Origin of the sequence: Anaerobacillus sp. MEB173, assembly GCF_052119505.1 — a bacterium.
GTDB lineage: Bacteria > Bacillota > Bacilli > Bacillales > JBJMAU01 > JBJMAU01.
Genome location: NZ_JBJMAU010000001.1, coordinates 179541 through 194434 on the forward strand (window position 1 = coordinate 179541; position 14894 = coordinate 194434).

The window sequence follows — 14894 nt, forward strand, 5'->3', positions numbered from 1 at the left end:
TTTTGTGAACTTCTTAAAGTGTACAATATTCTAACCTTATCATTTATGAATAATTGGGTAATATGGATATATAAGTAAAGGAGGGTGATGCTTTATGTGCGTTTTGTAGCATAGAGATTAACGATTACTAATAGAATGAGTGTTATTTACATAATGGACTTCTAATTTTACCCAATAACTGATTTATCAATATACTTAATCAGTCTCTATCAAATGACTTAGGTCAAATATCATAAATCATACTAATCAATATAATTAAAGATAGGGGGAATAGTGTATGAAGAGTTTACGAATGAAAATATTATTAGGATTTGGGCTGGTTTTAGTATTAATGATAACCTTAAGTGTCATTAATGCAGTTACTCTGCAAAATTCAAATAAGCAAGTAGAAGAAGTAGTTACAGTTGAAGTTCCGAGATTGACTGACGATTTTCACTTAAGCTTTAATCTGTCACAACGAACCGCTTTTGCAAGGGCATTTCTGTTAACTGGAAATCCATACTATATCGAGCAATTTGATGAGTTTACAAGAGAAAGTGAAGCTATCGAAAATCAAATTCGTAATGAAAATCGATCTGAAGAGCTGATTACATTGATTAATCGTACGACTAATTGGGTACAAAATGTAAATAATGAAGTGTTTGCCGTCTATAATCAAGGAAATCATGAACAGGCAGTTACATATTTAATTGAAACACTCGAGCCAGAGTCAAGAGCTATTATGGCCATGTACATTGATCGTGTAGATAAAAGGGAAGCAGATGTAGAGAATAAAGGAGCAAATCTCGTCGCAACAGGAAAAAAACTTCAGCTTTCCTCAATCATTTTGACCGCTATTGCTATCGTTGTAGGAGTTTTACTAGCGATGATTATGGCTAATAAAATCGTAAAACCAATCCTCGCTGTCGTACAGCGTGTAAATTTAATTGCCGATGGTGACCTAAGAGGAGAGGAGCTTGTTACTAAATCAAAGGATGAAGTTGGTCAATTAAGTCAATCAGTTAATACGATGGTAATGAATTTGAAGAGTCTAATAAGTAGTGTTAATCAGGCGACGGATCAAGTAGCCTCTGCATCAGAAGAGTTATCCGCCAGTGCAACCGAAACAACAAAAGCAACTGAACAAATTGCTCATTCCGTTGAAGAGGTTGCATCAGGAGCAGATTCAGCTGCAAAAGTATCGACAAATAGTGCTCAATCAATGGAGGAAATGAGTTTAGGTGTACAGAGAATTGCTGAGTCATTAACGGAAGTAGCTAATGCCTCCCAAGAATCAGCGGAAGAGGCGCAAACAGGAAATGAACGTGTTATGAATGCTGTGAAGCAAATGGAGAATATCTCTAAATCAGTTAACGAATCATCAGCGATTATCAAGCAATTAGATAAACAGTCAAAATCGATCGAAGAAATTGTTGCTGTGATTACAAACATTGCGAGCCAGACAAATCTTTTGGCATTAAATGCTGCCATTGAAGCTGCCAGGGCCGGTGAGCAAGGAAAAGGTTTCTCAGTAGTTGCTGATGAAGTACGAAAATTAGCTGAGCAATCTGAACAATCAGCTAGCCAAATAAAAGATTTAATTCAACAAACTAAAAAAGATACAGAGCAATCAGTTGCGGCAATGGAAGAGGTTACAAAAGAGGTAATTTCAGGTAAACAAGATGTATCTGATGCTGGTGAAGCTTTTCAGCGGATTAATACAGCGGCCCACCGTGTTGCTGAAAATGTTCAAGAGGTATCAGCTATATCCGAGGAAATGTCAGCGTATTCTCAGGAAGTCGCAGCCTCTGTCCATGAGGTGAAGGTTATCTCATCAGAAGGAGCTGAAGGGGCACAAAATATTGCTGCAGCGACAGAGGAGCAATTAGCGGCAATGGAGCAAATCTCGGCATCTACAAATGCTTTAAGTGAAATGGCGATTGATTTACAGGCTGAAGTAAGTAAATTTAAAGTGTAAATATAGGGGATGTCTTTAAAGTAAAGTAGCAGTCACCTCGACCACAAAATCTAGACGTTAATTCGTGATGTATCTTCTAGATTTTGTAAACGTTTGGGGAGAGCTGTCACTTAAAAGACATCCCTTTTTTTCCTTAACTTAATCCAATTTAAACCGTCCCACAGAGCGATTAAACTCATTTACCTAAATTATAGAAATATGATTTCTACTAAAATGATAGAATCAGCATGACAGGTGCATTTTTTACTATTAAAACTATAAATAACAGGACAAGATGTGACAGTTGTCATATTAATAATCTGACGTTCATGACTTCTTTCATTACGTCATTTTTTTTATGATGAAGATAATTCGTTCTCCGAATAATAACGAGTGAGGTTGTAAGGAGGAAATTATGAATAAACAAAAGTTAACTCAACTAAAACATAATGTTGCACCGTTTGAAAAATCAGATACAACAGCAAGTGTATGGCAGATGATAAATACGATTCCACCGTTCTTTGTCCTGTGGTTTCTGGCGTATCAAAGCTTATCAATTTCATTTTTGTTAACCCTTGCTATCGGGATCGTTGCTGCCGGTTTTCTTGTACGAATATTTATTATATTCCATGATTGTTGTCATGGCTCATTCCTTAATAGTAAAAAGATGAATACAATAATTGGAACTGTAACGGGGATTATCACTTTGTTCCCTTTTGAAAAATGGAAGCAAGAGCACTCTATTCACCATGCAACAAGCAGTAACTTAAATAAGCGTGGTGTTGGTGATATGTGGATTATGACGGTAGATGAATATGTAAATGCATCGTTTAAAGAAAAACTTGCCTATCGTCTTTACCGAAATCCACTTGTTATGTTTGGGTTAGGCCCAGCCTACTTGTACTTGATCACAAATCGCTATAATCGTAAAAACGCAAGTACAAAAGAAAGAATGAACCTATATTTGACCAATGTTTCAATCGTTGCGTTGTATACATTGATGATCTTAACACTTGGTTGGCAATCGTTTCTCATGGTTCACTTACCGATTTTATTTGTCGCAGGTGTATTAGGGATATGGCTATTTTACGTACAGCATCAATTTGAAGACTCTTACTTTGAAGATGAAAAAGAGTGGGATTATGTAAAAGCGGCAATTGATGGCAGTTCCTTCTATAAGCTGCCGAAAGTATTACAGTGGGTGACTGGTAATATTGGTTATCACCACGTTCACCATTTAAGTCCGCGAGTTCCAAATTATTATTTAGAAAAAGTTCATGACAATACACCACCATTACAAACAGCGACAACCATTACAATAAAGTCCAGCCTAAAATCAATTCATTACCGTCTTTATGATGAGAAGCAAAAAACGTTTGTAACATTTAAAGACGTAAAACAACTTCTCCGACAACGCGAGACGGTACTTCAGCAAAAGAAGACAAGTGACGTTGTTTAGCGGTAATTAAGAGATGAGGATGTCTCAAAAAAGTAATAGTCAAGGAAGACTTACTTTTGAGATAACCTCATCTTTTTTATGTAGTATTCGTTTAATTTGTGATTGAAAAGCCATGCTATTATATATGCTTTGCTATATAGTAATCATTTGACATCATCATAAATCTTGATTAAAATATACCCGTGCAAGTATATGTATGAAGGAGTGAAATAAATCGTGTTTGATTATACAGTCGAAACTACAAGTGGAATTGAAGAAGCAATTGAAAAGCTAAAAACGTCGTTAATGGATGAAAAATTCGGTGTCCTATGGGAATTTGACATTAAAGCAAAACTACAGGAAAAAGGGTTGGAATTTGATGAACCTTATAAAGTATTGGAAGTATGCAACCCTCAGGAAGCAAAAAGAGTATTAGATAAAAATAAGCTGGTCGGTTATTTCTTGCCATGTAAGATTGTCGTTTATAAAGATAGCGGAAAGACAAAGATCGGCATGCCCAAACCAACTTCACTGATCCAAAATGTGAATGATGATGAGCTTAACAGCATGGCACTTGATATTGAAAAACGGCTAATCGCAGCAATAGAGCAAAGCTTATAAGGACATCCGCTAAGTTTCTTCCGGAAAAAAGTAAGTGGTTCAAACAAACTTTTTTAAGAGGAACTTAGCGTTTTATTTGAAACAGAAAATAAATTTATGAGTAATACTTGACATCATACCTATAGGGGTATATTATTAGGTTATCAACGAAAAGACTTATCAAATTTTATAAATGTAGGAGGGAAAGTAATGGACTACACTACTCAAATGAAAAATAGAGTAAAGCGGATCGAAGGCCAAGTCAAAGCAATCCTACGTATGATGGAAGAAGGGAAGGATTGTAAGGATCTTGTCATTCAAATGTCGGCAGCACGAAATGCATTAGATCGTACAATTGGTGTTGTTGTCGGTTCAAATTTAGAGCAATGTGTACGAAGCCAAATTGAAAATGGAGAAGATACACAATTACTTATTCAAGAAGCTGTAACTCTACTAGTAAAAAGTAGATAAGAATATTTCTAAAGAACAGTTGACAGATTATAAAATGCGAAATATAATACCTATATGGGTATATAAAAAATAAATAACTAACGATTTTAGGTACAATATTTTTTTTAGGAAAATTTATACCTATACTGGTATTAGTTTAACAAAAAAGAGGAGTGACCAATAAAATGACAGAAAAAAAGAAAACAACAATTATTTTATTTAGCGGTGAGTATGATAAGGCAATGGCAGCATTTATTATTGCGAACGGCGCGGCAGCATATGATCACGATGTAACCATTTTTACAACGTTTTGGGGATTGAATGCATTACGAAAAGATCAGCCTGTTCCAGTGAAAAAAGGCTTGCTGGAAAAGATGTTTGCGAAAATGATGCCACGTGGTGTTGATAAAATGCCTCTTTCAAATATGAATTTTGCTGGTATGGGACCAAAAATGATTAAAAATGTAATGAAAAAACATAATGCAATGCCTTTACCAGATTTAGTTGAAATGGCCCAAGAACAAGGAGTTAAGCTAGTAGCATGTACGATGACAATGGATTTATTAGGGCTACAAAAGGAAGAATTAATAGATGGAATCGAGTATGCAGGAGTTGCTGCCTATTTAGCTGACGCTGAAGAAGGAAATGTAAACTTATTTATCTAAGTATACAGAAAGACATTCTCTAGGAGGTTACAAATGGAGCAAATCATTAACTACGTTTTAATAGGTTTAGTTATCTTCTTTTTAGCTCAAAGATTTATGCCTGTGAAAGGTGTGAAACAAATAACCACTAGTGACTTAAAAAATGAGTTAAAACGAAAAGATGTACAATTTATCGATGTCCGCACAACTGGTGAGTTCCGTAGTAATCAAATTAAATTGTTTAAAAATATTCCTCTTCATGAACTTTCGAACAAAGCAACTCAATTATCAAAGGAAAAAGAAGTTGTTGTCATTTGTCAAAGCGGCATGCGCAGTAATAAGGCAGCCAAGCTGTTAAAAAAGAAGGGCTTTGAAAAAATAACAAATGTTAAGGGCGGCATGAGTGCCTGGAGATAGAATAAAGGAGGAAGTCATGATGAAAGAAATGACACCTAAACAAGTCGAGCAACTTGCATCACCTCACATTATTGATGTTCGAGAGGTTAGTGAAGCTGCAGCGGGGAAAATTCCAGGGTGTGTAAACATCCCGCTTGGCTTACTCGAATACCGGCTGTATGAACTTGATAAAAACAAAGAATACATTATTGTCTGCAGGTCAGGGAACCGCAGTGCTATGGCAACAAGATTTCTTGAATATCATGGCTACAAAGCTATCAACATGTCAGGTGGAATGCTGGAATGGGAAGGGAAATTAATCTAGAAATTTTTTTACAAAATAAAATACCCTACTTGGTATATAGTTATAGGAGGAATTTTTATGGAAACTATTAAGTTTGATCAACACATCGATGCAAAAGGCTTAGCATGTCCAATGCCAATCGTTCGTACGAAGAAAGCAATGAATGAACTAGAGCCAGGAAAAGTATTAGAAGTGCAAGCAACAGACAAAGGTTCGAAGGCTGATATTCAAGCGTGGGCAAAAAGCGCAGGTCATCAATATTTAGGAACGATAGAGGACGGCGATGTTTTGAACCATTATCTTCGTAAGTCTAGTGGTGAAGAGCAAGTAGAAAAGAAACACCCACATGTCGCCAGTAATGAAGAACTTCAAGCAAAGTTAGACAGCAATGAAGAAATCGTAGTCCTGGATGTTCGTGAATCTGCCGAATATGTTTTTAACCATATCCCTGGTGCTGTATCAATTCCAATAGGCGAGCTAGAGAACCGTTTGAGTGTTCTTAATAACGACGCTGAAATCTATGTTGTTTGCCGAACTGGAAACCGCAGTGATTTTGCCGCACAAAAGCTCACAGAAGCAGGATTCAAGCAGGTGATCAACGTTATCCCTGGGATGAGCGAATGGACGTATGAAACAGTAAGTGTAAACGAAAAATAAGATATTTTTTTATAAAGAATAATACTACTGGAGGTATATAATATGTCAATTAAAGAAATGACGGCTCGTGAAGTCACTAACAAACTAGTAAACAAAGAATCTCTCTTTATTTTAGATGTTCGTAATGAATCAGATTTTTCCGATTGGAAAATTGAAGGAGAAAACTTTGATCATTACAATATTCCTTATTTTGAATTGCTTGATGGCGTAGAAGAAATATTAGATAAAATTCCAACGGATAAGGAAATTTTAGTAGTCTGTGCAAAAGAAGGCTCATCAAAAATGGTGGCTGAAATGCTTGGTGAACACCGAGAACTTGTTTCCTACTTAAAAGGCGGGATGAAGTCCTGGAGTGAGCATTTATACCAAGCAAAAGTGTATGAAGATGCTGAAATCAAAGTCTACCAATTTGTCCGTGTCGGAAAAGGCTGTCTATCATACATGGTCGTGTCTGGTGATGAAGCGTTAATCGTTGACCCTGCTAGATTTGTAGATCAATATGTTGCTGCTGCAAAAGAAGAAGGAGCAGCAATTTCTCACATTGTTGACTCACATCTCCATGCTGATCATATTTCAGGTGGAAAAGAAATGGCTGAAGCAACAGGTGGAGCGTACTATTTAATGAAAAGTGAAGGTGCCGTCTTTGATTTTAAACCATTCGAAGATCACGAAAAAATCAACTTCAAAAATGTTGAATTAGAAGTGTTAGCAGTAAAAACACCAGGTCATACACCAGGAAGCGTCTCATTCTTTGTCAATAAAAAACTCTTATTCTCTGGTGATACGATCTTTGTCAGTGGCCTTGGCCGTCCTGACTTAGGAAACAAAGTACGAGAATGGGCCAATGATTTATATGACACAGTGTATAACCAAGTAGCTGAAATTGCTGATGATGTTATTGTACTGCCATCTCACTACGCTGATTTTGATACTGAAATTAACGAAGAGGGCTACATTGGTGATACGTTAGGGAGTATTCGTGAGCGCAATGAAAAAATGTTCAATTCGACAAGAGAGGCCTTCTTACAGGATGTTGAAAAATCAGCAAGCTCAGTTAAACCGCCTAACTTCGAAGAGATAATTATGATCAATCGTGGAATTGAAGATGCGGATAATGAGCGTAAGCAAGAGCTAGAGATCGGTCCAAACCGTTGTGCTGTACATCATACAGAATAATAGATTGTAAGAATATTAAAATAATAAATGGAGGGCTTTATAATGAATTCAGATAAAATTTTAGACGCAAAAGGTTTAGCATGTCCAATGCCAATCGTGAGAACAAAGAAAGCTATGGGAGAGTTAGAGTCTGGTCAAATTTTAGAAATTCACGCTACAGATAAAGGAGCAAAAAATGACCTGGCAGCATGGGCAAAATCCGGCGGTCATGAACTAGTGTCAGATTCAGAAGAAAATGGCGTATTAAAATTCTGGATAAAAAAAGGATAAAAAAATTGGGAACCTGTTTGGTTCCCAAATTTTTTTAGAAGGTGTAGAAGTTTCAACTTTCAACTTTCAACTCTAAACTTTTAACTAGAAGAAGGGGATCGTAACATGGATATTACATTTATATTAACCATTTTCCTCATCGGTTTTATTGGGTCATATATATCTGGAATGCTGGGAATTGGCGGTTCAATTATTAAATATCCGATGCTGCTTTATATTCCGCCGTTATTCGGTTTGGCAGCGTTTACTGCCCATGAGGTATCAGGCATTAGTGCCATTCAAGTCTTTTTTGCGACCATTGGCGGGGTATGGGCCTATCGTAAAGGCGGATATTTAAATAAATCATTAATTACGTATATGGGAGCAAGTATTCTAATTGGCAGCTTTATCGGTGGCTATGGCTCGAAACTTATGTCTGAAGATGGAATCAATATTATTTATGGAATTTTAGCTTTAACTGCTGCTGTGATGATGTTTATCCCGAAAAAAGGGATTGATGATGTCCCGCTTGATCAAGTTACTTTTAACAAATCGTTAGCAGCAATACTCGCTTTAATTGTTGGGGTTGGTGCAGGGATTGTTGGTGCTGCTGGAGCATTTTTATTAGTACCCATTATGCTTGTTATCCTCAAAATCCCTACAAGAATGACGATTGCATCCTCATTAGCGATTACGTTTATTTCATCAATAGGTGCAACAGTCGGGAAGATTACGACAGGACAGATCGATTATTTTCCGGCATTCATTATGATCGTTGCTAGCTTAATCGCCTCACCATTAGGGGTAATGACGGGAAAGAAAATGAATACAAAAATACTCCAATTCATTTTAGCAGTATTGATTTTTTCAACGGCAGTAAAGATTTGGCTGGATATTTTGTAAGATAGAAGATTAAACATTAGTGTTATGAAGATAGTGATTAAAAGAGGCTATTGGCTTCTTTTAATGTACATACTTTTAGTAGGCATACAATGAGATGGCTGATATGAATTTATTTTGAGGAGTTAAGATCATGAACTTTTGGCATACACGTTTTCAAGACGAAAAATATATTTACGGAACAGAGCCAAATGTATTTTTGGCAGATATACAAAAGAAACTCGGTCTATTAGGACACGCACTTGCAATCGCAGAAGGAGAAGGCAGAAATGCTGTGTATTTAGCGGAGCAAGGAATGGATGTGACCACATGGGATTATGCTGAATCTGGATTAGAAAAGACAAAAAAGCTGGCAGAGACTCGCGGTGTATCTGTTTCAACTACACTTGTTGATTTAAATGAAGCAATCTGGCAACAAAATCAATGGGATGAAATTGTTTGTATTTATGGTCATTTTCCAGAGTCACTGCGTAAGAAGACACTTCAAGGCGTAAAACATTCTGTGAAACCAGGTGGCTATTTTATAACAGAAGTCTATTCACACGATCAAATTCCTTATAAAAGTGGTGGACCAAAAGACATTGAGCTTTTATATAAACCGGAAGAATTTCTTGAAACATTTTCGGATTGGCGAATTGTTCACTTTTTTATCGGAGAAGTAACTCGTCATGAAGGAGAATTGCATCACGGATTATCACACGTCATTCAGTTTGTTGGACAAAAACCTTTTCCCCCTTAAAGAGAATAAAAGATAACATAGAGAAAAAAGAGGATGTTTCACATCATATGGTCACATACCTATTTATAAAAAAATCTTCACGTATATATAACAAAAAATAATAGGTTATTTTTCTATATTTGTTTGAAAATTCAAAAAAATTATAGTATGATACTGGTACGGACGACATGACGTTGTTACCAGAAATCAAAGTGAAGGGAATGTTTGACAATGATTATTGGAGTACCCAAAGAAATAAAAAATAATGAAAATCGAGTTGCTCTTACTCCATCTGGTGTCGTTTCTTATCTTCAATCAGGTCATCAAGTTTGGATAGAATCCGGTGCAGGTGCTGGAAGTGGATTTACTGACGATGAATATATAGCTGCTGGAGCTAAAATCGTTCATTCAGCAAAAAAAGCATGGGATGCTGAAATGGTTGTAAAAGTGAAAGAACCTCAAAAAGAAGAATACCAATACTTCCGTGAGGGTTTGATTTTATTTACGTATCTTCATTTAGCTGCGGAACCAGAGCTAACAAAAGCCTTAATAAATAAAAAAGTAACTTCTATTGCTTATGAAACAATTCAACTTAAGGATGGGTCACTGCCACTTTTAACACCAATGAGTGAAGTGGCGGGTAGAATGTCAGTTCAAATTGGTGCCCAGTTTTTAGAAAAATCAAAGGGAGGCAAGGGGGTACTTTTAGGTGGTGTACCAGGTGTCCGACCGGCGAATGTAGTTGTAGTTGGCGGTGGGGTTGTTGGTACCAATGCTGCCAAAATGGCGATGGGACTTGGTGCAAATGTTACATTATTAGATATCAACCCCACTCGTCTTCGTCAACTCGATGATCAATTTGGCGGTCGCTTAAAAACGTTAATGTCCAACAGTTATAATATTGCTCAAGAAGTGAAGAATGCTGATTTGTTAATAGGAGCTGTTCTCATTCCTGGCGCGAGGGCACCACGTCTAGTAACAGATGACATGGTTAGAGTCATGGAACCGGGTTCAGTTATTGTAGATGTAGCTATTGATCAGGGTGGTTCGATTGAAACGATTGATCGAATTACGACACATGACAATCCAACCTATTTGAAGCATGGAGTCCTTCATTATGCAGTTGCAAATATGCCTGGTGCTGTATCTAGAACATCAACAATAGCACTTGTTAATGTAACGAGTCAATATGGAGTAAATCTTGCAAATAAAGGATTAAAACAGGCCGTCATAGAAAATCCAGCAATTGCAAAAGGAGTAAATACGTATAAAGGGTATGTTACTTATCAAGCAGTCGCTGATGCGCAACAACTAAATTACACTGCGATCGAATCATTATTCAATGAAGAAGCTGCTACAGTTTCCTAATTAACTATTAATCTAGTAAAGGGAGGTAAGAAATATGAATGTTCAAGAGGTAAATAATGAAGAACTTATCCAAAAAGATCACGATCATTTATGGCATGCTATGTCAAAGTATACGCCAAACTCTAGTCCGATGATTGCAACATCTGGAGAAGGGTCTTGGTTCACAGACATTAACGGAAATAAATATCTAGATGGCGTATCAGGACTTTGGTGTTTAAACCTTGGGCACGGACAACAGGAAATAGTTCAAGCGGCTGCAGAGCAGATGTCGAAATTATCATATTTCCCACTTACATTTTCACATACTCCTGCGATTGAATTATCAGCAAAGATTAGTGAACTTTTAGGGGATTCATATAAAACTTTCTTTTCTAATGGTGGATCTGATGCAAATGAAACAGCATTCAAAATTGCACGACAATACCACAATCAAAATGGTAATCCGGGTAAATATAAATTTATTTCTAGATACAGAGCATACCACGGAACTACTCTTGGGGCATTAAGCGCTACGGCTCAGGCAAACCGCAGGGTAAAATACGATCCTGGCGTCCCTGGATTTTTACACGTTCCACCTCCTTATAAATATCGTTGTCCATTTGGAGGTGTTGAAAACAGTGATCTTGTTGCGGCAGAGATGATTGATCAAGTCATTGAATGGGAGGGAGCCGAAACAGTTGCAGCTGTCATTATGGAGCCATTTATTTCAGGCGGAGGCGTAATTATTCCATCAAAAGAATATCTGCAACGAGTCGCAGATATTTGCGAAAAACATGATGTTCTATTAATTCTTGATGAAGTTGTATCTGGATTTGGACGGACTGGTAAAATGTTTGGTTTTATGCATTCTGAAGGAGTGCAGCCTGATATTGTGACCATGGCAAAAGGACTGACAAGTGGTTATTTGCCATTAGGGGCAACGGCGGTAAAGTCAAAAATCTATGAAAAGTTTAAGGTAGAGGGAGATAAAAATCATTTCCGGCATGTTTCTACGTATGGTGGACATCCAGCTGCATGTGCTGTGGCATTAAAAAATATTGAGATTATTGAACGTGAGCAAATTGTAGATCGCGTTTCAAAATTAGGGGAAGCAATTCTTGGTAAGTTACATGATGTATTAGAACATCAAAATGTTGGAGAGGTGAGAGGCGCAGGTTTCTTATATGGAATTGAGTTAGTTCAAGATAAGCAATCAAAGAAACCGGTATCAGATGAATTCATGACCAAAATATTAGCTAAATGTAAAGAAAAAGGACTGATCATTGGTCGAAATGGGGATACCGTACCAAATCAAAACAACGTTTTAATTATTGCACCGCCACTAACTTCAACTGAAGATGATTTAAGGTTCGTTGTTAACACTGTAAAAGATGTACTTTATTCCATTTAATTTAATTTTATTTATTACCGACAAGAACAATATTATGTTTTTTGATTTCAGAATTTTTAAAATAGTCAGGAGGAACTTATTATGATAGAAAGTACGAAAACAAAAACTGTTATTGGAACAAACAAAAAGGTGAAGATGACACCAAGTGAAGCAATTGTAGAAACGTTAGTAGCTGAAGGAGTTACCCATATTTCTGGTATTTTAGGATCAGCCTTTATGGATTTACTTGATCTATTACCGACTGCGGGCATACGTTTTATTGGTGTGCGTCATGAACAAAGTGCTGCCCACATGGAGGATGCATATACAAGAGTGAGTGGTGTGGCTGGGGTTGTGATTGGGCAAAATGGACCGGGGATAACGAATATGGTTACTTCAGTTGCTGCCGCAAATCAAGCACATACACCTATGGTTGTTATTTCTCCATCAGCTGGTACACCAACTGTAGGTTGGGACGGTTTCCAAGAATGTGATCAAGTTTCGGTGTTTAAATCAATCACAAAGGAAACTGTTCGTGTTACTCATCCGAATCGTGTTGCTGACTGTTTACGTACAGCATTTCGAATTGCATACGCGGAGCGCGGCCCAGTTTTATTTGATATTCCACGTGATTATTTTTATGGTGAAATCGAAGAGCAAATTTTACAGCCTCATCAATACCGTGTTGATACGCGAGGATGTGGTTCAATTGAGTCGATTGAAAAAGCTGTGGAATTGTTGGTATCAGCTAAAAATCCAGTCATCATTTCCGGCAGAGGAACTGTTGATTCTGATGGGATTGAGGCAGTCAAAGAGATTGCAGAGCATCTAAGTGCACCAGTGGCTGTTTCCTATATGCATAATGATGCATTCCCGGCTGATCACCATTTGGCTGTAGGTCCAATTGGCTATATGGGTTCGAAAGCGGCAATGAACACAATTAAGGATGCTGATGTTCTATTAGCAATCGGAACACGCCTATCAGTCTTTGGTACTTTACCGTGTTATGATATTGATTATTTCCCTAAGAATGCAAAAATCATCCAAATAGATATCAATCCACGAAATATTGCCCGTACACACCCGATTGAGCTTGGCATCATTGGGGATGCAAGAGAAGCAAGCAGTGAAATTGGAAAGCGTTTAAAAGAAAGGCATCCAAATATTCCTGTAAATGAAGCAAGAATTAACAAAGTAACAACTGAAAAGGAAAAATGGGAGGCTGAGCTAATCGAACTTGCTATGGTTGATGGAGGTCCTATTAATCCACGCAGAGCATTATTAGAGCTGACAAAAGTACTTCCTGATAATGCGATCGTCTCAACTGATATAGGCAATGTGTCGTCAACAGCTAATGCATACCTGAAATTTAATCAAGGACGAAAGCATATTGCGGCATTAACATTCGGAAATACTGGCTTTGCATACCCTTCTGCATTAGGAGCTAAATTAGCAAGTCCGGACAGTCCAGTTATTGCGATCGTCGGTGATGGAGCATGGGGAATGAGCTTACATGAAGTAAGTACGGCCGTTGAAGAAAATATCCCTGTTATTGCTTGTGTTTTTAATAATGGTGCATGGTGTGCTGAGAAGAAAAACCAAGTCGATTTCTATAATAATCGTTTTGTAGGAGCTGATATCCAAAACCCAGATTTTGCTGAGGTGGCAAGATCAATGGGAGCGGTAGGGATAAGAGTAGAAAAAGCCGAGGAACTGGGTTCTGTCATTCAAAAAGCAATTAAATCAAACAAACCAACCGTTATTGATATACAAGTAGACGGAACACAATTGGCGCCACCATTTAGAAAAGATGCGCTTAAAATGCCAGTACGCTTATTACCTAAATATAATCATTTAGACCATAGAAACTGGTAGGGATAAATGATTAACTTAAGAGAAAGAGAAGGATAAAAGAATAGTCTTTTAAAACTTCTCTTTCTTTTTTGTACTGGAGTTGATATAAAAAATGAGTTTAGATTATCAAGATTATATCCCAATTCATATTCAATTAAAAAAAGAAATAGAGAAGAATATATTAAATGGACGCTATAAAAACAAGTTGCCTAGTGAACAAGAACTAATGAGACAATATTCAATTAGCCGAAGTACGGTTAGAAAGGCAGTTGAGCAGCTTGTTCACGAAGGAATATTGGAAAAAAAACATGGTATCGGTACCTTTATTACGGTTAAGCCCATTCAAGATTGGTTAGGAAATTTAAGCAGTACAACAGAAACTTTAAGAAAGATGGGTGTAAAACCTGGAGCAAAACTATTAAGTCATGGCATCATCACCCCTTCTCAGGAATTATCTCACTTGAAAGAATTTGGGGATATCTATTTTATTAAAAGAATTCGATATGCAGACAACATTCCAATGTCAATTGAAAATCACTATTATCCTATTAAAATAGGAAAACAATTAATAAAATTCAATCTAAATGAAGCGACACTCTACGATATACTTGAAAAGGAATTGGGACTTTATCTTTCGGAAGCAAATCAGGTCATCACAAGTGGAAAATTATCAAAAGAGGATTCTAACTATTTGGAAACAAGTAATAAAAATGTATTAGTTTCTGACCGAATGATTACAGACAATAATGGACGATGGGTTGAATATTTTAAGGCGTATTATCGAGCAGATATATATTCTTTTAATATAAAACTTTCAAGAAAATATTAAACCTTT

General features: G+C 36.9%; 16 protein-coding genes. All 16 read left to right on the forward strand.

What is annotated here, in order from left to right:
- The first annotated feature begins 277 nt into the window (after positions 1-277).
- The 16 genes from ACJ2A9_RS00850 to ACJ2A9_RS00925 all read left to right on the forward strand — a co-directional run bounded on the left by ACJ2A9_RS00850 (position 278) and on the right by ACJ2A9_RS00925 (position 14888).
- The gene (locus ACJ2A9_RS00850) at positions 278-1957 is read left to right on the forward strand and encodes a methyl-accepting chemotaxis protein (RefSeq protein WP_441419709.1); all 1680 of its coding nucleotides are present in this window, start codon (positions 278-280) and stop codon (positions 1955-1957) included.
- 394 nt (positions 1958-2351) lie between these two features.
- Positions 2352-3395 carry a fatty acid desaturase gene (locus ACJ2A9_RS00855; protein WP_441419710.1) on the forward strand — a complete coding sequence of 348 codons (1044 nt, stop codon included), beginning with the start codon at positions 2352-2354 and terminating at the stop codon, positions 3393-3395.
- A 216-nt stretch (positions 3396-3611) separates the two neighbouring features.
- Positions 3612-3995 carry a DUF302 domain-containing protein gene (locus ACJ2A9_RS00860; protein WP_441419711.1) on the forward strand — a complete coding sequence of 128 codons (384 nt, stop codon included), beginning with the start codon at positions 3612-3614 and terminating at the stop codon, positions 3993-3995.
- Between the two features lie 189 nt (positions 3996-4184).
- A complete protein-coding gene (locus tag ACJ2A9_RS00865; RefSeq protein WP_441419712.1) occupies positions 4185-4445 on the forward strand; it encodes a metal-sensitive transcriptional regulator in 261 nt (86 codons plus the stop codon).
- Between the two features lie 164 nt (positions 4446-4609).
- Positions 4610-5089, forward strand: a complete 480-nt coding sequence (locus ACJ2A9_RS00870) for a DsrE/DsrF/DrsH-like family protein (protein WP_441419713.1) — start codon at positions 4610-4612, stop codon at positions 5087-5089.
- A gap of 33 nt (positions 5090-5122) precedes the next feature.
- Positions 5123-5485: a rhodanese-like domain-containing protein gene (locus tag ACJ2A9_RS00875; RefSeq protein WP_441419714.1), complete on the forward strand. Its 363-nt coding sequence runs from the start codon at positions 5123-5125 to the stop codon at positions 5483-5485.
- A 19-nt stretch (positions 5486-5504) separates the two neighbouring features.
- The gene (locus ACJ2A9_RS00880) at positions 5505-5789 is read left to right on the forward strand and encodes a rhodanese-like domain-containing protein (RefSeq protein ID WP_441420376.1); all 285 of its coding nucleotides are present in this window, start codon (positions 5505-5507) and stop codon (positions 5787-5789) included.
- Positions 5790-5846: 57 nt separating this feature from the next.
- Positions 5847-6425, forward strand: coding sequence for a sulfurtransferase TusA family protein (locus ACJ2A9_RS00885; protein ID WP_441419715.1), 579 nt, complete (start codon positions 5847-5849; stop codon positions 6423-6425).
- A gap of 42 nt (positions 6426-6467) precedes the next feature.
- Positions 6468-7601 carry an MBL fold metallo-hydrolase gene (locus tag ACJ2A9_RS00890; protein ID WP_441419716.1) on the forward strand — a complete coding sequence of 378 codons (1134 nt, stop codon included), beginning with the start codon at positions 6468-6470 and terminating at the stop codon, positions 7599-7601.
- A gap of 42 nt (positions 7602-7643) precedes the next feature.
- On the forward strand, positions 7644-7871 hold the full coding sequence (locus ACJ2A9_RS00895; RefSeq protein ID WP_441419717.1) for a sulfurtransferase TusA family protein: 228 nt from the start codon (positions 7644-7646) through the stop codon (positions 7869-7871).
- Between the two features lie 105 nt (positions 7872-7976).
- Positions 7977-8753, forward strand: coding sequence for a sulfite exporter TauE/SafE family protein (locus ACJ2A9_RS00900; RefSeq protein ID WP_441419718.1), 777 nt, complete (start codon positions 7977-7979; stop codon positions 8751-8753).
- A 130-nt stretch (positions 8754-8883) separates the two neighbouring features.
- A complete protein-coding gene (locus ACJ2A9_RS00905; protein ID WP_441419719.1) occupies positions 8884-9489 on the forward strand; it encodes a class I SAM-dependent methyltransferase in 606 nt (201 codons plus the stop codon).
- Between the two features lie 210 nt (positions 9490-9699).
- Positions 9700-10836 (forward strand): alanine dehydrogenase, encoded by a 1137-nt coding sequence (gene ald, locus ACJ2A9_RS00910; RefSeq protein ID WP_441419720.1) that lies wholly within the window; start codon positions 9700-9702, stop codon positions 10834-10836.
- Positions 10837-10870: 34 nt separating this feature from the next.
- Complete coding sequence (locus tag ACJ2A9_RS00915) at positions 10871-12226, forward strand: aminotransferase (protein ID WP_441419721.1); 1356 nt, start codon at positions 10871-10873, stop codon at positions 12224-12226.
- 81 nt (positions 12227-12307) lie between these two features.
- A complete protein-coding gene (gene xsc, locus ACJ2A9_RS00920; RefSeq protein WP_441419722.1) occupies positions 12308-14080 on the forward strand; it encodes a sulfoacetaldehyde acetyltransferase in 1773 nt (590 codons plus the stop codon).
- A 91-nt stretch (positions 14081-14171) separates the two neighbouring features.
- Positions 14172-14888, forward strand: a complete 717-nt coding sequence (locus ACJ2A9_RS00925) for a GntR family transcriptional regulator (RefSeq protein WP_441419723.1) — start codon at positions 14172-14174, stop codon at positions 14886-14888.
- Positions 14889-14894: the final 6 nt, after the last annotated feature.